The sequence below is a fragment of the Collinsella sp. AF11-11 genome (assembly GCF_003465485.1).
Lineage (GTDB): Bacteria > Actinomycetota > Coriobacteriia > Coriobacteriales > Coriobacteriaceae > Collinsella.
Genome location: NZ_QSAS01000004.1, coordinates 1 through 19533, shown reverse-complemented (window position 1 = coordinate 19533; position 19533 = coordinate 1). Strand labels below are relative to the sequence as shown.

The window sequence follows — 19533 nt, the reverse complement described above, 5'->3', positions numbered from 1 at the left end:
GGGCTGTGGGGCCGCATGCGCCTGGGCTACAATGAATCTCGCTTATAGGCGACTGACAGGAGGGTCAATGAGCAAGGCTGATCAACAGTTTTTAACCATGTGCCGCGATATTCTGGACCATGGCACCACCACCGAGGGCCAAAAGGTCCGCCCGGTGTGGGAGGATGGCACCCCTGCCTATACCATTAAAAACTTTGGTGTCACGGCACGCTATGACCTGCGTGAGGAGTTTCCGGCGCTTACCCTGCGTCGTACGGCCCTCAAATCTGCCATGGATGAGATCCTATGGATCTATCAAAAGAAGTCCAATAACGTGCATGATCTCAACAGTCATATTTGGGATGAGTGGGCCGACGAGACTGGCTCCATCGGCAAGGCCTACGGGTATCAGATTGGTCAGAAGAGCCATTATACCGAGGGTGACTTCGATCAGATGGACCGTGTGCTGTACGACCTTAAGAACACGCCGTACAGCCGCCGCATTATGACGAATACCTACGTGTTTAGCGACCTGTCCGAGATGCACCTGTATCCGTGCGCCTACAGCGTGACGTATAACGTGACGCAGCGCCCGCAGGATGATAAACCGACGCTCAACATGATTCTCAACCAGCGCAGCCAGGACATTTTGGCTGCGAACAACTGGAATGTGTGCCAGTACGCCATTTTGCTGATGATGGTCGCGCAGTCGGTCGATATGATTCCCGGCGAGTTGCTGCATGTGATCGCCGATGCCCACATTTACGACCGTCATGTCGATATCGTCCGCGAGCTTATCGAGCGTCCGCAGTTTGCCGCGCCTAAGGTATCGCTTAACCCCGATGTGCATGACTTCTATGCGTTTACGACCGACGACCTGATTGTCGAGGGCTATGAGCACGGCCCGCAGGTCAAGAACATCCCCATTGCGGTGTAGGTGACGCGCATGACGTGTAAGCTTTCTGCCATTGTCGCCGTGTGCGATGACTGGGGTATTGGGTGCGAGGGCGACATGGTGGTGTCCAACCGTGCCGACATGCGTCATTTTGTGGCATGCACCAAGGGTTGCCCGGTCATTATGGGACGCAAGACGCTGCTGAGTTTTCCCGGCGGGCGTCCGCTCAAGAACCGTCGTAATATCGTGCTCACGCGCGATGAGGACTTTGCTCCCGAGGGCGTCGACGTGGTGCATAGCGTCGACGAAGCGCTCACCGCGGTAGCCGATGAGCCCGTTGCGTGGGTGATCGGTGGCGGCGAGGTGTATCGGCAGTTTTTGCCGTATTGCGCCGAGGCCGAGGTTACGCATAACCATTGCGTGCATGACGTGGATACGTACTTTCCCGATCTGGATGCCGATCCCGCGTGGGAGATTGCGTGGCGTGGCGGTGTTGCCACGATTGCCTCGGGCGAGGGCGACGAGGGTGTCGATTATGAGTTCGTAACGTATCGTCGCGTTGAGGCGTAAATCGTCCGGCGTGAACGGTATCATCGGATTGTTTGAATGCATGGGGCGGCGCTTAGCGTCGCCTCGTTTGGTATAGATGTGCTGTAAAGAAGGGTGCGGGCTGGCTGCTATGACTGATGCCGTTGAGGTGCTGCGAATCGATTCGCTCGAGGACGAGCGGCTCGATGCCTACGTGCGACTGACCGAGCGCGAGCTGCGCTGCGTGCTGGAGCCGCAAAAGGGCATCTTTATCGCCGAGAGTGCCAAGGTCATCGAGCGCGCGGTGCGCGCCGGATACGAGCCGGTGAGCTTTCTTTTGGGCGAACGCTGGCTCGATCAGATGGTGCCGCTGTTTGAGCGCCTGGTTGTGCGCGAGGGCGCGGGTCCGGTTCCTGTGTTCGTTGCCTCCATGGAGCTCATGGAGCAGCTGACGGGCTTCAATGTGACGCGCGGTGCGCTCGCGGCATTTCGTCGCCCTCGACAGATTCCGGTAGCCGAGTTCTTGAGTGGCGTCGTCGAGGCGGCGGGTGAGCGCCCGGTGCGCGTGTGCGTGCTCGAGGGCATTGTCGACCACACCAATGTCGGCGCGATTTTCCGCTCGGCGGCTGCACTGAACGTCGGTGGTATTTTGGTGAGCCCCACTTGCTGTGACCCGCTGTACCGCCGCTCGGCCCGCGTGAGCATGGGCACGGTGTTCCAGGTGCCCTGGACGCGCATTGGCAGCGAGGCGCGCGTATGGCCGCATGATGGGCTGGCGGCGCTGCACGATGCCGGCTTTTCGTGTGCTGCCATGGCGTTGACGGATGATTCGGTGTCGCTGGACGATCCCGCGCTCCAGGAGATTGACCGCCTGGCAATCTTTATGGGCACCGAGGGTGCTGGCTTGGGCGCCAAGACCATTGCAGGCTGCGACCGCGCCGTGCGTATTCCGATGGCGCATGGGGTCGATTCACTCAACGTGGCCGCGGCAAGTGCTGTCGCCTTTTGGCAGCTGTGCCCGCATGTGAGCAACGAGTACCACTACCAGCCGGGGCTGTATCACTAGGCAGATAGTTCGCACCGGACTCTGGTTCGGGGCGTTTCGGCCTACGCCGGTCGGTGCTAAGCTGGTATTGGCTTTGGTCTTAAAATGCCGCTTTGTTGTATGACGTACGCTGGTGGGGAGGGCGTGTGGCTAAGAAATCTACGGCTATCGATGTAACGCATGGCGTTATTTGGCAGCAGCTGCTGTCGCTGTGCGTTCCCATCTTCTTTAGCTCGTTTTTTCAGCAGGCTTACACGCTTATCGGTACCTATATCGTCGGTCAGTTTGGCGGCAAGCTCGCGCTGGGTGGCATTCAGGCCACGATGGTGCTCACGGAGCTCTGCATTGGTTTTTGCGTCGGTGTGGGTGCTGGCTGTGCGGTCATTACGGGCCAGTTTTTTGGCCAGCACGATGACGAGCGCTTGAGCCGATCGGTCCATACGGCCATGACGCTCGCGCTGGTGGGCGGCATTGTCATTTCCATTCTGGGCATGGTGTTTGTCGAGCCGATGCTTGTGCTGATGAATACGCCGCATGAGCTGCTGGCCGAGGGTGTGGCGTATGCTCGTTGCTACTTTGCCGCCATGTTTGCGGCGCTGCTGCTCAACATGGGGACGGCGCTGTTGCGCGCCGTGGGCGACACGCGCGGTCCGGCGGTTATTATTGCCTCCGGCTGCTTCGTCAATGTGGCATTCGACATTCTTTTTGTCGCCGTGCTGCACATGGAAGCGCTGGGCTGCGGCATCGCGGTGGCGCTGACTATCTGCACCAATGCCACGATGATTGTGATCCGCATGATGCGCGCTCCGGGGGCGTGGCGGTTGTCGCTATCCAAGCTCGGTATCGATCGCAGCATTTGCAAGAGCATGCTTTCGTGCGGTTTGCCGCTGGGCGTTCAGTCTGCGGCGTATTCGATCTCCAACGTTTTGATTCAGGTGTCGGTCAACTCGTTTGGAGCCGATGTCACGACCGCTTGGGGCCTTTCCGGTCGCCTGGACGGCATTATCTGGATGGTGACCGAGGCGCTTGGTGTGTCGATTACTACGTTCTCGGCGCAGAACTTTGGTGCGCGCAATTACGATCGCATGCGAAAGGGATACCACACGTCGCTCGTGCTTTCATTTGTGCTTATCGGTGGCCTGTCTGCCGTGCTGCTGGTATTCTCGGGCCCGCTTTCGCGTCTGTTTATCGACGATGCCGCAATTTCGGCCTACACCACGACGATTCTTCATTTCATCGCGCCGTTCTACGCGATCTTCTCGATTATCGAAAACGCGTCCGGCTCCATCCGCGGCGCTGGCGTGAGCTTCCAGCCTATGATGCTCACGATATTCGGCACGGTCGTGCTCCGCGTGGCGTGGGTGTTCGCGATTATGCCGCTCGACCCCTCGCTCGAGCATCTTCTGCTGGTCTACCCCGTAACCTGGGTAATAACCGCCACGATGTTTACCGTCTACCACCACAGCGGCAACTGGCTAGGCCGCGCCACTGCCTAATGATCCCTGGGGAGGACGGAGGAAAACGGCTCATTGCTCTCCGTCGCGATGTCGATGATTCGTTTTCCTTCGTCCCCTTCGGATCAATTAGTATTCGATGCCTTGGCGGGCTAGGAGGCCTTCGTCGAAGTAGTGTTTGACGGGGCGCATTTCGGTTACTAGGTCGGCAAGGTCGGCGAGGGGCAGCAATCCGCGGCCGGTGAGCACGAGCTCCGTGGTGGTCGGTTTCATCGCAATCAGCGCTTCGACATCTTCGCGCGTCACAAAGCCCCGTCGCATGGCTTCTCCCAGCTCATCCAAGATCAGCACGTCGACCTGGCAAATCTGCTCGCGCGCCAGCTCCATGATCTGTGCGGCACAGGCTTCGGGCGTATCGCGGTCGGCTTGTACGATGCGTAGCCCCAATCGAGGTGCTGCGTCATGTTCGGCGCAGTGCAGCTTCTTGGCAAACTGAAGCATGAGCACGTTAAGTCCATAGCCCGTGGCGCGCAGCGCGAGCCCCAACGCAGCCGTCGTCTTGCCCTTGCCGTCGCCCGTATAGATTTGAACCTTGCCGACTTCCAGTGATGCCATCTCTGTCCTTTCGTGCCCGGCGTCGGTTTATCGCCGTTCGGGTTGGGTATTCTAGATAGCATTATCAACCCCAGTAGATGGAGTTCAAGCAGATGGAGATGGATGACAACAAACGTAGACGGAATATGATCCTCTACGTGCTCATCGCCTTCGTCGTCTACCTCGTGCTCTCGACCGTTCTGTTCCCCAACATCGGTCACACGCAGCAGATTACGAAGACCGATTACTCGACGTTTGTCAAAGCGCTCGATAAGAAGAGTGTCGACAAGGTCGAATACAACACGGACGATTACACGATTTATTACACCAAGAAGGGCGAGGACGAGAACATCGCCTACAAGACGACCGGTGTGCCGAATGATGCGGGTTTTACCGATCGCGTGCTTGAATCCGGTGCGTCCCTGGAATCGGTCGTTCCCGACAAGAACTCGGGTTTGATGACCTACTACCTGCTCACCCTCATTCTTCCCATGGCGATTTTCTTCCTGATTGGCTGGTGGCTCAACCGACGCATGAAGAAGGCCATGGGTGATGACGGTCCGTCGATGAACTTTGGCGGCGGTGGTTTTGGCGGCGGTGGACTGGGCAAGTCCGGCGCGCGCGTGATCGCCTCCAAGGACGTGGGCGTGACCTTTAAGGATGTCGCCGGCCAGGAAGAGGCCAAGGAGTCCCTCAAGGAGGTCGTCGACTTTCTGGAGAAGCCGCAGCGCTACGAGGAGATCGGCGCCAAACTGCCACGCGGCGCTCTCCTTGTCGGCCCTCCGGGTACCGGTAAAACCCTGCTCGCCAAGGCTGTGGCCGGCGAGGCGGGCGTGCCGTTCTTTAGTATTTCTGGTTCTGAGTTTGTTGAGATGTTCGTTGGCCGCGGCGCCGCTAAGGTTCGCGATCTGTTTAAGCAGGCCAAGGAAAAGGCCCCGTGCATCGTGTTTATCGACGAGATCGATACCATCGGTAAGAAGCGCGATGGCGGCGGCTTTAGTGGCAACGACGAGCGCGAACAGACGCTCAACCAGCTGTTGACCGAGATGGACGGCTTCGATAACCACAAGGGTATCGTCGTTCTTGCTGCTACCAACCGTCCCGACAGCCTTGACCCGGCCCTGCTGCGCCCCGGTCGTTTTGACCGTCGCATCCCCGTTGAGCTGCCCGACCTGACCGGACGTAAGAACATCCTCGAGCTGCATGCAAAGAGCGTGAAGACGGAGCCGCCGATCGACCTGACCGCGATTGCCCGCGCCACGCCCGGTGCCTCGGGCGCCGACCTGGCCAACATCATCAACGAGGGCGCGCTGCGTGCCGTCCGCGAGGGTCGCAAGCGCGCGACTCAGGATGACTTTGAGGAGTCGGTGGAGGTCGTCATCGCCGGCCAGCAGCGTAAGTCCACGGTTCTGTCCGACCACGAGAAACAGGTCGTGTCCTATCACGAGATCGGCCATGCCATCGTTGCCGCCCGCCAGAAGGGTTCTGCGCCGGTTACCAAGATCACCATCGTGCCGCGTACGAGCGGTGCTCTGGGCTACACCATGCAGGTCGAGGAGGATGAGCGCTTCCTGACCACGCGCCAGGAAGTCCTGGACAAGCTCGCTGTCTATTGCGGTGGCCGTGCAGCCGAGGAGCTTATCTTTGGCGAGATGACGACCGGTGCCGCCAACGATATCGAGCAGGCCACCAAGCTCGCCCGCAACATGGTGACGCGCTTTGGCATGTCCGATGAGTTTGGCATGATGGCGCTTGGTACCGTTCAGAATGCGTACCTCAACCAGGATACGTCGCTCACCTGCGCCCCCGGTACGGCCGAACGCGTGGACGCGATCGTCGCCAAGCTGATCGAGGATGCGCACGACCGCGCTCTGCAGATCCTCAAGGAGAACAAGTTTAAGCTCCATGAGCTGGCTCGTTATCTGTACAAGAAGGAGACGATCACGGGCGAGGAGTTCATGAATCTCCTCACGCGCGAGAATCCGCTGATGCCAAAGCAGCAGTAATACTGGTTGCGCAGTGTCTATCGCCCCATTTGAGTGTCCATCTCAAATGGGGTGTTTTGCGTGGGGAGAGTTGAATATGAAAATCGTGGTAAGTGCCTGCTTGATGGGCGAGAGCTGCAAGTATAACGGGCTCGATAACTACCATCGCGAGCTGGTCGAAGCGTGCGAATGCACGGGGACCGAGGTACTCTTGGTGTGCCCTGAGGTCTTTGGCGGCCTGCCCACGCCGCGCAAGCCGTCCGAGATTGTGAACGGCGAGGTCCGTACCTGCGAGGGCATTTCGGTCGATCGCGAGTTTCGCCTGGGTGCCCAACGTGCGCTCGATATGTGCGAACAGGCGGGCGGCCCGTCCGAGATTGTTGCGTGCATTTTGCAGGATCGCAGTCCGTCGTGCGGCGTGGGCCATATCTACGACGGATCCTTCAGCGGCACGCTCACAACGGGTAACGGTGTCTTCGTTGACCTGCTCCTGCGCCACGGCTACCGCGTGATCCCGGCAAGCGAATTCGATCCCAGCATGCTGGAACATTGTCCATAGCACTCGAACCCAACACTTCCTCACGGGTGACCGTTTTGGCATCATCCGTGAAGTTGATATTGAGTACGACCCGGTCATCAAAGACGTAGACCGAGTTGACAGGCGCTGTACCCAGGCAGCCCCTCCCCGCGGCCCTCGCGCAGGAACGCGCACACGGCCTTCCCGTCTCTTGCGCCCCTCCTGGAACTGTCCACATCAGTGTAGCCAATTCAGTCCGCCAAGGGCTGAAGCCCGGACAACGCGGCGATGGAGGGCTTCTTCGGCCTGCTCAAGAAGGAGTTCTGGCACGGCAGGGACTGGTCGGACTGGACCCCCGCCCGCTTCATCGAGGAGCTCGGGGGCTGGATCGGTCGATACAATACGGAGAGGCGCAGCGATGCGCTCGGTGGCCGCACGCCGGCCGAGTTCCGCTCCGCGCTGGGAAGGGCCGCGTAACGGTCCAAGAAATCGTCCGCAGTCCCCATTCTTGCCCCTTTGGGACAGCTTCTTGTTGGGGCGTGCCTGCCCCTAGCCCTGCTAGGAACGAGTACAGCAAACTGGAATTTTCAAATTAGTCTTTGCAAATTACCTTTGAACCTTCACCATCAATTACAATTCCCTGACGGTTGTTAATTGGGCATAGATTCAAATCCGAAAACTCAGTCATTATTTTCTCGGTAACTTTCTTAAATGGTGCTGTAAGAAAATGCGGAAGAACATAGAAATCAATCAAATTAAGCCCTGAATCATCTTCTTGCGAGTAGTCCTCCGGCTTTTCATCCATTTGCTCGATATATTGGATGCTTGGAGCGCATACAATCGCACCTGCCGATTCACCAATCATCAGTTTTCCCTTTTCCAATTCTTTCTTCAACAGCTCATCCGTTCCCGTTTTACGGAGCTGGTCTATAAGGAAAAAAGAATTTCCGCCGGTAAAATAGATCACATCTGCATCTTCAAAAAGAGACTGTATCGTTGAATAAGCCTCCGTTGAAATATCAATTTCAGTTACGATTGCTCCCAACTTTTTGAATAATTTTCGAGCCGAGCCGACATAACCGGTGTAGCCTTCACGCAGCGAGGCTGTTGGAATAAATGCGACTTTTTTATTTTCAATTTCTTCCTTTATCAGACTTCCTACACTTGAAAAGTGGGAACATAAAAACAGTTTCATCAATATTCTCCTTTATATATAAATTCTTATTTGTTGAACTAAGCCGTGTATACCATACTCTCCAATGAAAGAACGCCCTGATATAGCGAAATTTTGCCGTTTTCCTGCGTACGTGCGTACACACTCCACAGGAATTCTAAGGGGCCTGCCCCCTTGGCACACGGACTTTGGAACAAAGTCTAGTGTGTTACGCCTTGCCAGAGGTGTACAGGCTCCCGGTATGCACGTACGAAGCAATTGCCATCAATGTGCCATATAAGTGGCGATCAAGTTCGCATAAAGCGACCTTGATCCCGCAAAATAAAAGGCAGGATACCATCACCACGATGATACCCTGCCTCTGTTCGTTCCTGTTTACCGTTCCGAGTAGTCCTTCCGCAGAATTTCCGATAAACAAAAAACGTACCCGAACCCTTCCTCGTAAAGAATCGGGTTCGAGTACGAACTGAATGCTGGAGCAATAAAAAACCACCAGAAAGGTGCCTGTCCCCTTTGTGGTGGTTTTGGGCCAGTCCTAGAGCGTGTGGCCGTAGGTGTTGGCAGCCTTGATGGCGGTGGCGAACTTTTCGTCGGTGAAGGGCTCGGGGTTTCCCTGCTTCCACTCGTTGGTGGCGTGCGCATACTCGCACAGGGCGGGGATATCGGACTCGGAAAGCCCGACCTGCTCAAGCGTCACGGGCAGTCCCATCTGCTTGTTAAAGGCTGAGTAGCGCTCAAGGTTCTCGGTATCGCCCGTGTAGGCAAACAGCACCAGCACGCCCAGGCTCACGACCTCGCCATGCAGGTAGGTGCCCTCGCGCGGAATGCTGCAGGTGGCGTTGTAGAACGCATGCGCCACGCTCGAGTTGTAGTAGTAATCGTTTTGGTTGGTCAGGTTGGAGACGTAGCCCGTGTTGACCACGATATCGAGCGCGATCTGCTTGACGGCTTCGGTCGACAGGTTCTGGCGAACGTCCTCAAGACCCTGCACGCCATAGGTAAACAGCGGCTCGGAGCAGGTGTGTGCGAGCGCCAGGCCAAGACCTGCGGTGTGCTCCAGGTTGCCGGCGCTCGTGGCGTACTCGACCTCGGGCTGCTTGGACAGGGCATCGCCCACGCCCGCCCAGAAGTACTCCGCCGGAGCCTCGGCGATGATCTTGGGGTTGATGAAGATGTGCGCGGGGCGGTTGGGGTACGAATAGCCCTCGAGCGAGCCGTCGTCGTTGTAGACAACGGCAATGGCGGTCGCGGCCGAGCAGTTGGAGCAGATCGTCGGTACCGTAAAGACGATCTTCTTGAGCTCGATGGCCGCCGTCTTGACGGTATCGAGCGCCTTGCCGCCGCCGCAGGCAATGAGCACGTCGGCTTCCTGGCAGGCGGGGGAGTTTACGACCTTGGCGATATTGGCGCGCGTACTGTTGGTGCCGTAGACGCGTGTCTCCAGAATCTCGATGTCGGTGCCCTCCAGCGCCGCTTCGATACCGGGAAGCGCCGCTGCCAGTGCTCGTTTACCACCGATAATCGCGACCTTGGTCGCTCCGTACTCGTCCAGTGCGCCGGGCAGCTCGTCAAAGCAGTCCTCGCCGACGGTGTAGTCGCTCATTCCAATCGTGCGCATAGCAGCCTTCTTTCGTTAGATAAAGTGCTTACAGGTATTTTGCTCCAGGAGAAAGTCCACGGCCGCAAGAAATTTCGAACGTATAAAACCAGTGTTGAGGGTTTTTCGCTGGCGCGGAACGTGCTAGCATACTCCGCATAAGCGTTGATGGGGACGAGTAGTCGGCCGTCCGCATGCTACAGAGAGCGGGGAGCGCTGAGAACCCGTGCATGCGACCGATGAAAATCACCCCGGAGCTGCGGTCCCAACGGACGTGCCGCGCAGGTTCGTCTTAGTAGATATCGCCGAGATGGTCGTCGATACAGGCCAGCCGAGTAACGGATGCGAGCGCGCGAATACGCGGGCGAGGGCATCTAAGCTGGGTGGTTAAGCGAAGAGCTTTTGCGGGCGTACAGTCCGTTTTGCGGCGCTTCGTCCCAGCTTGTAGGGACGGGCGCTTTTTTGGTGCCCAGAGGGCGTGCGCGCCCATGACATGAAAGGGGTACCGTGGCAAACGAGTACAAGCAGACGATGAATCTGCCCAAAACCGGATTTCCCATGCGTGCCGGTCTTTCCAAGTCCGAGCCCAAGCGACTCAAGGACTGGCAGGACAACAAAGTCTACGAGCAGGTTCTGAAGAAGAACGAGGGTCACAAGAAGTTCGTGCTGCACGACGGTCCTCCGTACGCCAACGGCCCGATCCACATCGGCCATGCCATGAACAAGATTTCCAAGGACATGATCAATCGTTACTGGATGATGCAGGGCTATGAGGTTCCCTACGTCCCCGGTTGGGACTGCCACGGCCAGCCGATCGAGCACAAGGTCGAGGAGAAGCTCGGCACCGAGAAGTTCAACCAGACCCCCACGGCTAAGATCCGTGAGCTCTGCAACAAGTTCGCTGTCGAGAACATCGAGCTGCAGAAGGCCGGCTTCCGTCGTCTGGGTGTGCTCGGCGACTGGGACAATCCCTACCTGACGCTCTATCACCAGCATGACGCCGCCGACATCGAGGTCTTCAAGGCCATGTTCGATAAGGGCATGATCTATCGTGGCCACAAGCCGGTTCACTGGTGCAAGCACTGCCACACCGCACTGGCCGAGGCCGAGATCGAGTACTCCGACGAGACGAGCCCCTCCATCTTCGTTCGCTTTGAGATGACTTCGAAGCCCGCCGGCCTCGAGAACTTCGACGGCCCGGTCGACTTCATCATCTGGACGACCACCCCGTGGACCATCCCTTCCGACCAGGCAGTTTCCCTCAAGCCTGGCGCCGCCTACGTCGCCGTTGAGCACGATGGCCGTGCCGAGGTCATACTCGAGGACCTGGCTCCCAAGTGCTGCGAGGAGTTTGGCTGGGAGTACACCCCGGTCATGGTCGACGGCAAGCCCTATGTGGTTCCCGCCGAGACCTTCCACCACATCCACTACAAGCAGCCGATCTTTGACGGTGTCGAGGGCGTGGCGCTGCTGGCCGATTACGTCGGTGTCGATGACGGTACCGGTATCGTCCACAACTCGCCCGGTCACGGCGTCGACGACTACTTTGCCTGCCTCAAGGAGGGCATCACCGACATCTGCATGCCGGTCGATGACGACGGCAAGTTCTACACCGGCGAGGAGTTTGGTACCGGTGGCCCCTTCAGCGGTATGGATACCGATGAAGCCAACCCGCATATCATCGAGTTCCTGCGCGAGCGCGGCACCCTGGTCCTCGAGAAGAAGATCACGCACAGCTATCCGCACTGCTGGCGCTGCAAGCACCCGGTACTCTTCCGTGCTACCGACCAGTGGTTTGTCTCGATGGACAAGACTGGCTTGCGCGAGCAGGCTGGCAAGGAGGTCCGCGAGAACGTTAAATGGTATCCGGCGCATGCCGCCAACCGCATTGGCGCCATGGTCGAGCAGCGTCCCGACTGGTGCATCAGCCGTCAGCGCAACTGGGGCGTGCCTATCCCCAGCTACACCTGCGCCGACTGCGGCGAGAAGGTCATGAACGACGCCACGCTCGACGCCGTCATCAAGCTCTTCCACGATGAGGGCTCCGACGCCTGGTTCACCGACGCTCCCGAGAGCTACCTGGGCGAGGCCTGCGTCTGCCCCAAGTGCGGCGGCCATCACCTCAAGGCCGATAAGGACATCCTCGACGTGTGGTGGGATTCCGGCGTTTCCTGGAAGGCCGTCTGCGAGTACCGTCCCGAGCTGGAGTATCCGGCGGATGTGTACCTCGAGGGCTCCGACCAGCACCGCGGTTGGTTCCAGAGCTCGCTGCTTACCTCGGTGGGCGCCAACGGCCACGCTCCGTACAAGGCGGTCGTCTCGCAGGGCTTCACCCTCGACGGCCAGGGCCGTAAGATGTCCAAGTCGCTTGGCAACGTCATCGACCCCAATAAGGTCTGTGACGAGATGGGCGCCGACATCATCCGCCTGTGGGTCGCCTCGGTCGACACCAGCTCCGACGTTTCCATCGACCACGAGATTCTCGCTCGTACGTCCGATGCCTACCGTCGTTTCCGCAACACGCTGCGCTTCCTGCTCTCCGAGCTCGAGGGCCAGTTTGAGCCCGAGACCGACGGCGTCGCTTTTGCCGACCTGCTGCCGCTCGACAAGCTCATGGTTGCCCGTCTGACCCAGGTCCAGGCCGAGGTCGACGATGCTTACTCTTGCTACGAGTTCCCGCGCGCTTACCGTGCGCTTTACGACTTCGTGGTTACCGAGCTTTCCAACGTGTACCTCGACGCCCTGAAGGACCGTCTGTACTGTGAGAAGCCCGGCTCGCTCGAGCGTCGCAGCGCCCAGACCGTGCTCGCCGAGCTCTTCTCGATGCTCATGCGCGACCTGCAGCCGATCTTGTCCTATACGGTCGACGAGGCCATGGCCTATGCGCCCGCCGGCTGCGTCGATAACCAGAAGTACGCCGCGCTGCTCGATTGGTACAAGTCGCCCATCACGGTCGACGAGGCCAACGAGTTTGAGGGCGTGCTCGAGGCTTCGCTCGAGCTCCGTAGCGTCGTGACCAAGGCCCTTGAGGATGCCCGCTCCGCCGGCACCTTCACCAAGAGCCAGCAGGTCCGCGTCAAGGCGGTCGTTCCTGCCGAAATGTATGCGCTGCTGACCGGCGACAAGGCCGTCGACCTGGCCGAGTTCTACATCGTCTCCGATGTTGAGCTTACCCAGGGCGAGGAGCTTTCTGTTGCCATCGATGCGGCCGAGGGCGAGTGCTGCGACCGTTGCTGGAACTACCGCACCACCGTCGGCGAGTACAACGGCCACGCTCACATTTGCAAGCGCTGCGCGAATGCCCTTTAAGGCACGGTAACTCGGCATTTTAGTTATAGGGAGAATTTAGGCGCCTTCGGCCCATTTGCTCCGCTGAAGAAAAGCGACATTCCGTTATCCGGAATGCCGCTTTCTTTTATGCTGGTTATTTATCTGACGTTAGCGAATGTGTCGTGCGCTCTGCGTGTGGCAATATAAGATGGTTATTTGCGTTTAACGGAATTTGATTATCTGAGGGTAGGGGATTTCTTTGGGTCGTGGTGCGGATATGACGCCGCCTATGCGTTGGCGGTTGGGTGTTGCTGGTGGGGTGGCGCTGGTTGTGCTGCTTGTTGACCAGCTGACCAAGCTTGCGGTTCGTGCCGTGGGCGACGCCTTGCATGTGACCGTCATCCCCGGTGTTATCGACTTTATGTTTGTCCGCAATATCGGTGCTGCCTTTAGCATGGGCGAGGGGCATGGCATCGCGTTTGCCGTGCTGGCGTTGGCGGTCATTATCGCTATTGCCGTGTACCTCGTTCGTGCACCCCAGCTCGCCCATCTTGAGGTTGTGGGCATGGCGATGGTTGCGGGCGGTGCTATCGGCAATGCTATCGATCGTTTGGCCTTTGGTTTCGTGACCGATTTTATTGCCACCACCTTCATTGATTTCCCTGTCTTTAACGTTGCCGATATCGGTATTACGGTCGGTGTCGTGCTGGCGCTCATCGGCTACATGTTCTTGAGCCCTGCCGCTCGTGAGGTCGATGCGACCGCCGAGCTCAACGCCCGTGACGAGGCCCGGGCCAAACGTAAGGCCAAGCAGCGTGGGGAGCGTGCCCGCAAGATTCGCGAAAGGAATGAGCGCTAATGGCCGACATCCATATCCTTGTTGCCGACGATGCCGCTGGCCAGCGTCTCGACGCCTATCTGGGCGCCAACGACGGCTGCCCCACGCGCTCTGCCTGCGCGCATCTGATTGAGGGCGGGGCCGTAGTAGTCAATGGCGAGACCTGCCTGTCCAAAAAGTACGCCGTGCGAGCCGGCGACCGTATTTCGGTCGATTTGCCCGAGCCGCACGATCCCACCGACGTGATTCCCGAGGCCATCCCGCTCGATATCCGCTACGAGGACGACTATCTCATTGTGCTCTCCAAGCAGCGCGGCCTGGTGTGCCATCCTGCGCATGGTCATGAGAACGGTACGCTCGCGAATGCGCTGGTCTATCACTGCGGTATCGACCATCTGGGCACCGTGCAGGGCGAGGACCGCCCCGGTATCGTGCATCGTTTGGATCGCGATACCTCGGGTCTTATGCTTGCGGCAAAGGACGACGAAACCCAGCGCGCGCTCCAAAATCTTATCCGTACGCGCACGCTCGACCGCCGCTACATTACGCTCGTTCACGGTCATATCGCCATGGATGAGGGCACCATTAACACCGGCATTGCCCGTTCTACACGTGACCGTGTCAAGATGGCGGTTTCCGATGATCCTTTTGCACGCCAGGCCATCACGACCTTTAAGGTCCTTGAGCGCTTTGATTCCACGCGCTTTGATGACGGCTACACACTCGTTGAGTGTCATCTGTTTACCGGTCGCACGCATCAGATTCGCGTGCACATGCGCCATATCAACCACGCCTGCGTGGGCGATCCGCTCTACGGTAAGTGCGATGCGCGCGCCGATCAGGGTCTGACCAGGCAATTCCTCCATTCCTGGCGCGTGGCGTTCGATCATCCCGTGACGGGAGAGCGCATTGAGTGCCGCGACGAGCTGCCGTGGGATCTCGCCGCCGTCCTCGACGACTTAGCCCCGCGTTCGCTTGGTCGCACTGCTGCCGGCGACGAAATCGTACCGCAGCTCGGCCTGCTCGAACCCTAGCCAGTATTAGGTGGTTTCTTGAACTCGGTAAGCCTGCGGTAAGATATACGGTTGTTTACGTAACACGTTCCTGGGAGCCTGCATGCTCGCCTTTTTACAAACCAACACACCCATCGTGATCTTCAACCAGATTGTCGTCACGCTGCTCACGGTCTGCTTCTTGTACCAGGTGGTCTTCTTTGTCATCGGCGCTCTCCGCGGCGAGGTCGCGCCTCCCAAGGCCAAAAAACTCCACCGGTATGCCTTCTTTATTGCAGCACACAACGAGGAGGCCGTTATCGCCAACCTCGTTCGCTCCATCAAGGACCAGGATTATCCGTCCGAGCTCATCGAGGTCTTCGTGGTCGCCGATGCCTGCACCGATAACACTGCGCAGCTCGCGCGCGAGGCGGGCGCTGTCGTGTACGAGCGAAACGACCTGGCCCGTAAAGGCAAGAGCTGGGTCATGGACTTTGGTTTCGACCGTATCCTTAACGAGTATCCCGACACCTTTGAAGGTTACTTTATCTTCGATGCCGATAATGTTATCGCCCGCGATTACGTGTCCAAGATGAATGATGCCTTTGACCAGGGCTTCCATGTGGTCACGAGCTATCGTAACTCCAAGAACTTCGGAAGCTCGTGGATCTCGGCAGCGAATGCCACTTGGTATCTGCGCGAGGCGCGTTTTCTCAACAACGCGCGCAACATCTGCAAGACGTCCTGTGCTGTCTCGGGTTCGGGCTACCTTATCTCGGCTAGCGTTATTGAGGGCATGCACGGCTGGCAGTTCCATACGCTGACCGAGGATATTCAGTTCACCACGTTCTGCGCTATTCACGGCATTCGTATTGGCTATGCGCCGGCGGAGTTCTTTGACGAGCAGCCCGTGACGTTTAAGGCGTCCTGGAAGCAACGTATGCGTTGGACCAAGGGCTTCTACCAGGTGTTCTTTACCTACGGTAAGCATCTGGTCAAGTCGACCTTCCGCTATCATCGTTTTGCCGCCTACGATATGTTTATGACGATTGCCCCTGGTATGCTGTTATCGCTGATTTCGATGCTCGCCAACGCCACGTTCCTGATCGTCGGTGGTCTTTCGCATGGCTTTTTGGCTACCGAGGTCGAGATGCAGGCGTGTGCCGCTTCGCTCATCATGACCTTCGTCATGATGTATCAGACCTTCTTTATCCTGGCGCTGCTCACGACTATCTTCGAGTACAAGCACATCCATTGCGCGCAAAAGTGGCGCCTGGTGACCAACCTGTTTACCTTCCCGATCTTTATGTTCAGCTATATCCCCATTACGGTGGCTGCGTTGTTCCTGAAGGTCGACTGGGTCCCGACGCAGCATGCCGTCAGCGTTACCCTCGACGAGGTCATGCAGGGCGCTAAATAACCACCACCAAAACCACCACGAAGGGGACAGGCACCTCTGTGGTGGTTTTTGCTTTTGAGTGACTGCCCCGGGAGGTGTTCAATGGTCTATATTCCCTTTTGGATCTGCGCCTTTGCCGGTGCGGTGATTGATGTCCGTGAGCGGCGGTTTCCCAATGAGCTTGCTGGCGCGTGCGCCGTGGCGGCGTTTGCGGGCGTTTGGCTCGACCTCGGTTTGAACACAACGCTTGACCACGCAGGTCTTGCCGTCATCGTGTATCTTGCCCTCGTTCTGACTGAGTTCCTCTGGCGTCGTCTTCGCCAAATCCCGGGCATCGGCATGGGAGATGCCAAGGCACTCTTCGCGCTTTGCACGCTCGACCCTATGGGTGGCATCGTGGCATTTGCCGCCGCGCTCCTGGTCCTTGCCCTCTCCTGCCTCATCACAAAATCGCGCTCCTTGCCATTGCTCCCGTTTTTGGTGCCGATTTTTGCCATAATCGAGGTTGTGGGCTGCACTTTGTAACCGATTGCGCATCCTTCTTAAGGAGCATGCCATGGCAACTAATCAAGAAACGGCCGTCATTAAGGCGCGCATGGACCGTATTCCCTCGGCGTTGTCGCCCGAACTTTTCGAGCGCATTGCCGCCGATCGTGCTTCGGGCTATGTTAACCCGTATCGTTGCAACGACGATCAGGTCATTCGTCGTATTGATCGCGCCTCCGACAAAGGCACGCTTATGCGTCCGGCGTTTATGCGCGATACCGAAAAGATACTTCATCTTCCGGCGTACACCCGTTATGCAGGCAAAACGCAGGTCTTTAGCTTCCGTAGCAATGACGATCTGTCACGCCGCGGTTTGCACGTGCAGCTTGTCTCCCGCATTGCGCGCGATATCGGTCGCGCCCTGGGGCTCAATTGCGATCTGATCGAGGCGATTGGCCTGGGCCACGACTTGGGCCACACGCCTTTCGGCCATGCCGGTGAGCGTTTTCTCAACGATATCTATCATGAGCGCACGGGTCGCTACTTTTTCCATAACGTTCAGTCGGTCCGCGTGCTCGACGCCCTGTATGGCCGCAACGTGTCGCTCCAGACGCTCGACGGCGTGCTATGCCACAACGGCGAGTACGAACAGCGTGTTTTTGAGCTTTCGGACATGGGTTCCTTTGACCAGTTCGACCGAACCGTCGAGGAATGCATTGCCACAGGCTATAGCGCGATTGAGCACCTGCGTCCCATGACGCTCGAGGGCTGTGTGGTGCGTATCTCGGATATCCTCGCCTACGTCGGTCGTGATCGTCAGGACGCCATTGCCGCGGGCCTGCTGTCGCCCGACGCTTTTGACGATGGTCGGGGCGGCGCCTATAACAGCTGGATTCTCACGCACGCTTCCATCGATATCGTTGAGCATAGCTACGGCAAACCGCGTATCGAGATGAGCGAGGACCTGTTTGAGGAGATCCGCCGAGCCAAGCGCGAGAACTACGAGAAGATCTATAGCAAGGGCGGTATCGAAGGCGATTCCGAGGAGGAGCTGCGTGAGGCGTTCGAAAAGCTCTACGACCGTTGCCTGCAGGATATAAACGAGGGTGACGAGTCCTCCTACATCTTTAAGCACCACATTTCGCGTATTGAGCAGCAGCTTTCCTATTATGGCCGCATCTATGCTTGGCAGGACGACAAGGATCAGACTGTCGTCGATTACATCGCAAGCATGACGGATGGTTATTTCTGCGAGCTGACGAGCAAATTGTTCCCAGGTCTAAAGTTTCCGCACCGCACCTATATTAACGAACGGTAGTTCGTATCCTTTCGGTATACTGTTGGTCAACAACGATTTTGATTGATGCACGGGATGGCTATGGACGACCTTTTTTCTGCTTCGACGCGCGAGCGCTCTTTTCAGAATGCCCCGCTTGCGGTGCGTATGCGCCCCAATTCGCTCGACGAGTATGTGGGCCAGCAAAAGGCCGTCGGTAAGGGCTCGTGGCTGCGCGCCGCGATTGAGCATGACGTGCTGTCGAGCGTGATTCTGTACGGCCCGGCTGGCACGGGCAAGACGACGCTGGCCCACATTATCGCCAACCATACCAAGAGCGAGTTTGTCGAGGTCAGCGCCGTGACGGGCACCGTAAAGGACTTGCGCCGCGTGATTGACGAGGCCAAGACGCGCCTGAATACGTACGACCGCCGCACCATTCTATTCATCGATGAGATTCACCGCTTCTCTAAGTCGCAGCAGGATGCCCTGCTGCATGCAGTTGAGAACCGTACCGTCATTATGATTGGCGCTACGACGGAGAATCCGTACTTCGAGGTCAACTCGGCGCTGCTCTCACGTGGTCGAGTCGTGGAGCTTGAGCATTTAAAGGACGAGGATATCGCCATGCTTATCGAGCGTGCGCTCGAGGCACCTCAGGGCCTGAACGGTAAGTTCTCGGCCGATGAGGATACGGTCAAGACCATTTGTACGCTGGCTGCGGGTGATGCACGCTCGGCCCTGACGACACTTGAGCTGGCGAGCGAGATTGCCGTCACGCGTCCCGATACGGAGGGAACGCCAGCGCCGGCGGCGGGGGAGCGCTATCCCATCACCGTGGATGACGTAAAGATTGCCAACCCGCGTCGTGGCTTTTCGTACGACAAAAACGGCGACATGCACTACGACATTATCAGTGCGTTTATTAAGTCTATGCGCGGTAGCGACCCCGATGCTACGATCTATTGGCTCGCGCGCATGATTGATGCGGGGGAGGATCCCAAGTTTATCGCTCGCCGTATTATGATTCAGGCTTCTGAGGACGTTGGCAACGCCGATCCGCAGGCGCTTTTGGTGGCGCATGCCGCGTTTAAGTCTGCCGAGGTCATTGGCTATCCCGAGTGCCGTATTAACCTGGCTCAGGCTGCACTCTATGTGTGCTTGGCGCCTAAATCCAACGCGTGTGAGGCTTCGATCGATGCGGCGCTGGCCGATATCCACAGCAGTGGTCTTCGCGAGGTGCCCAGCTACCTGCGCGATCGTCACCGTCCCGGCAGCGACGAGTACGGTGTATACAAGTACCCGCACGATTATCCCGAAGGCTGGGTCGATCAGCGCTATTTGCCCGAGGGGTTGGAGCGCGGCGCGTTCTGGCAGCCTGCCGGCCGCGGTTGGGAAGAGTGGCGTGTGGAGCAAAGCGAGCGCGACCGTAGCGGCAACGCTCCCAAGTAGGCCATGGTTGATTTCCAATCTCAGCCGAACACATTGAGCAAATAGGCCGTTC

Annotated in this window: 17 protein-coding genes; 14 read left to right on the top strand and 3 right to left on the bottom strand. The window is 58.1% G+C overall.

Annotated features, from left to right (window positions below; genetic code table 11):
- The first annotated feature begins 67 nt into the window (after positions 1 to 67).
- The 4 genes from thyA to DWV58_RS04140 all read left to right on the top strand — a co-directional run bounded on the left by thyA (position 68) and on the right by DWV58_RS04140 (position 3943).
- The gene (gene thyA / locus DWV58_RS04155) at positions 68 to 916 is read left to right on the top strand and encodes a thymidylate synthase (protein WP_117776290.1); all 849 of its coding nucleotides are present in this window, start codon (positions 68 to 70) and stop codon (positions 914 to 916) included.
- A gap of 9 nt (positions 917 to 925) precedes the next feature.
- Positions 926 to 1444 (top strand): dihydrofolate reductase, encoded by a 519-nt coding sequence (locus DWV58_RS04150; RefSeq protein ID WP_117776289.1) that lies wholly within the window; start codon positions 926 to 928, stop codon positions 1442 to 1444.
- 109 nt (positions 1445 to 1553) lie between these two features.
- Positions 1554 to 2468 (top strand): RNA methyltransferase, encoded by a 915-nt coding sequence (locus tag DWV58_RS04145; RefSeq protein ID WP_117776288.1) that lies wholly within the window; start codon positions 1554 to 1556, stop codon positions 2466 to 2468.
- A 125-nt stretch (positions 2469 to 2593) separates the two neighbouring features.
- On the top strand, positions 2594 to 3943 hold the full coding sequence (locus DWV58_RS04140; protein WP_117776287.1) for an MATE family efflux transporter: 1350 nt from the start codon (positions 2594 to 2596) through the stop codon (positions 3941 to 3943).
- Between the two features lie 87 nt (positions 3944 to 4030).
- On the opposite strand, the gene DWV58_RS04135 is transcribed toward DWV58_RS04140, so the two are convergent.
- Positions 4031 to 4516: a cob(I)yrinic acid a,c-diamide adenosyltransferase gene (locus DWV58_RS04135; protein WP_117776286.1), complete on the bottom strand. Its 486-nt coding sequence runs from the start codon at positions 4514 to 4516 to the stop codon at positions 4031 to 4033.
- Between the two features lie 92 nt (positions 4517 to 4608).
- Here DWV58_RS04135 and ftsH point away from each other — a divergent pair, with 92 nt between their 5' ends.
- The 3 genes from ftsH to DWV58_RS04115 all read left to right on the top strand — a co-directional run bounded on the left by ftsH (position 4609) and on the right by DWV58_RS04115 (position 7474).
- Entirely contained in the window at positions 4609 to 6501 is a 1893-nt protein-coding gene (ftsH, locus tag DWV58_RS04130; protein ID WP_195520463.1) for an ATP-dependent zinc metalloprotease FtsH, read from the top strand.
- Positions 6502 to 6577: 76 nt separating this feature from the next.
- On the top strand, positions 6578 to 7039 hold the full coding sequence (locus DWV58_RS04125; protein WP_117776284.1) for a DUF523 domain-containing protein: 462 nt from the start codon (positions 6578 to 6580) through the stop codon (positions 7037 to 7039).
- 246 nt (positions 7040 to 7285) lie between these two features.
- Positions 7286 to 7474: an IS3 family transposase gene (locus tag DWV58_RS04115; RefSeq protein WP_099431656.1), complete on the top strand. Its 189-nt coding sequence runs from the start codon at positions 7286 to 7288 to the stop codon at positions 7472 to 7474.
- Between the two features lie 115 nt (positions 7475 to 7589).
- Here DWV58_RS04115 and DWV58_RS04110 read toward each other — a convergent pair whose 3' ends face one another.
- Both DWV58_RS04110 and DWV58_RS04105 read right to left on the bottom strand, forming a co-directional pair.
- On the bottom strand, positions 7590 to 8192 hold the full coding sequence (locus DWV58_RS04110; RefSeq protein ID WP_117776283.1) for a Type 1 glutamine amidotransferase-like domain-containing protein: 603 nt from the start codon (positions 8190 to 8192) through the stop codon (positions 7590 to 7592).
- Positions 8193 to 8706: 514 nt separating this feature from the next.
- A complete protein-coding gene (locus tag DWV58_RS04105) occupies positions 8707 to 9789 on the bottom strand; it encodes an iron-containing alcohol dehydrogenase family protein (protein ID WP_117776282.1) in 1083 nt (360 codons plus the stop codon).
- Between the two features lie 510 nt (positions 9790 to 10299).
- Between DWV58_RS04105 and ileS the strand changes: the two genes are divergently transcribed.
- The 7 genes from ileS to DWV58_RS04070 all read left to right on the top strand — a co-directional run bounded on the left by ileS (position 10300) and on the right by DWV58_RS04070 (position 19481).
- Positions 10300 to 13077 carry an isoleucine--tRNA ligase gene (gene ileS / locus DWV58_RS04100; protein ID WP_370448360.1) on the top strand — a complete coding sequence of 926 codons (2778 nt, stop codon included), beginning with the start codon at positions 10300 to 10302 and terminating at the stop codon, positions 13075 to 13077.
- Positions 13078 to 13369: 292 nt separating this feature from the next.
- Positions 13370 to 13897, top strand: a complete 528-nt coding sequence (gene lspA / locus DWV58_RS04095) for a signal peptidase II (protein WP_233540501.1) — start codon at positions 13370 to 13372, stop codon at positions 13895 to 13897.
- Positions 13897 to 14910, top strand: a complete 1014-nt coding sequence (locus DWV58_RS04090) for an RluA family pseudouridine synthase (RefSeq protein ID WP_117776280.1) — start codon at positions 13897 to 13899, stop codon at positions 14908 to 14910. The genes lspA and DWV58_RS04090 overlap by 1 nt, the downstream gene beginning before the upstream one ends.
- An 82-nt stretch (positions 14911 to 14992) precedes the next feature.
- Positions 14993 to 16288, top strand: coding sequence for a glycosyltransferase family 2 protein (locus tag DWV58_RS04085; protein WP_117776279.1), 1296 nt, complete (start codon positions 14993 to 14995; stop codon positions 16286 to 16288).
- Positions 16289 to 16369: 81 nt separating this feature from the next.
- The gene (locus DWV58_RS04080) at positions 16370 to 16792 is read left to right on the top strand and encodes a prepilin peptidase (RefSeq protein ID WP_117776278.1); all 423 of its coding nucleotides are present in this window, start codon (positions 16370 to 16372) and stop codon (positions 16790 to 16792) included.
- A 31-nt stretch (positions 16793 to 16823) separates the two neighbouring features.
- Positions 16824 to 18071, top strand: a complete 1248-nt coding sequence (locus DWV58_RS04075; RefSeq protein WP_117776277.1) for a deoxyguanosinetriphosphate triphosphohydrolase family protein — start codon at positions 16824 to 16826, stop codon at positions 18069 to 18071.
- 60 nt (positions 18072 to 18131) lie between these two features.
- On the top strand, positions 18132 to 19481 hold the full coding sequence (locus DWV58_RS04070; protein WP_197032187.1) for a replication-associated recombination protein A: 1350 nt from the start codon (positions 18132 to 18134) through the stop codon (positions 19479 to 19481).
- Positions 19482 to 19533: the final 52 nt, after the last annotated feature.

Bases quoted from the DNA above. Each gene is read 5' to 3' on its own strand.
- thyA (WP_117776290.1), top strand. From the start codon at position 68: ATGAGCAAGGCTGATCAACAGTTTTTAACCATGTGCCGCGATATTCTG.
- DWV58_RS04150 (WP_117776289.1), top strand. From the start codon at position 926: ATGACGTGTAAGCTTTCTGCCATTGTCGCCGTGTGCGATGACTGGGGT.
- DWV58_RS04145 (WP_117776288.1), top strand. From the start codon at position 1,554: ATGACTGATGCCGTTGAGGTGCTGCGAATCGATTCGCTCGAGGACGAG.
- DWV58_RS04135 (WP_117776286.1), bottom strand. From the start codon at position 4,516: ATGGCATCACTGGAAGTCGGCAAGGTTCAAATCTATACGGGCGACGGC.
- ftsH (WP_195520463.1), top strand. From the start codon at position 4,609: ATGGAGATGGATGACAACAAACGTAGACGGAATATGATCCTCTACGTG.
- DWV58_RS04125 (WP_117776284.1), top strand. From the start codon at position 6,578: ATGAAAATCGTGGTAAGTGCCTGCTTGATGGGCGAGAGCTGCAAGTAT.
- DWV58_RS04115 (WP_099431656.1), top strand. From the start codon at position 7,286: ATGGAGGGCTTCTTCGGCCTGCTCAAGAAGGAGTTCTGGCACGGCAGG.
- DWV58_RS04110 (WP_117776283.1), bottom strand. From the start codon at position 8,192: ATGAAACTGTTTTTATGTTCCCACTTTTCAAGTGTAGGAAGTCTGATA.
- DWV58_RS04105 (WP_117776282.1), bottom strand. From the start codon at position 9,789: ATGCGCACGATTGGAATGAGCGACTACACCGTCGGCGAGGACTGCTTT.
- ileS (WP_370448360.1), top strand. From the start codon at position 10,300: ATGAATCTGCCCAAAACCGGATTTCCCATGCGTGCCGGTCTTTCCAAG.
- DWV58_RS04090 (WP_117776280.1), top strand. From the start codon at position 13,897: ATGGCCGACATCCATATCCTTGTTGCCGACGATGCCGCTGGCCAGCGT.
- DWV58_RS04085 (WP_117776279.1), top strand. From the start codon at position 14,993: ATGCTCGCCTTTTTACAAACCAACACACCCATCGTGATCTTCAACCAG.
- DWV58_RS04080 (WP_117776278.1), top strand. From the start codon at position 16,370: ATGGTCTATATTCCCTTTTGGATCTGCGCCTTTGCCGGTGCGGTGATT.
- DWV58_RS04075 (WP_117776277.1), top strand. From the start codon at position 16,824: ATGGCAACTAATCAAGAAACGGCCGTCATTAAGGCGCGCATGGACCGT.
- DWV58_RS04070 (WP_197032187.1), top strand. From the start codon at position 18,132: ATGGACGACCTTTTTTCTGCTTCGACGCGCGAGCGCTCTTTTCAGAAT.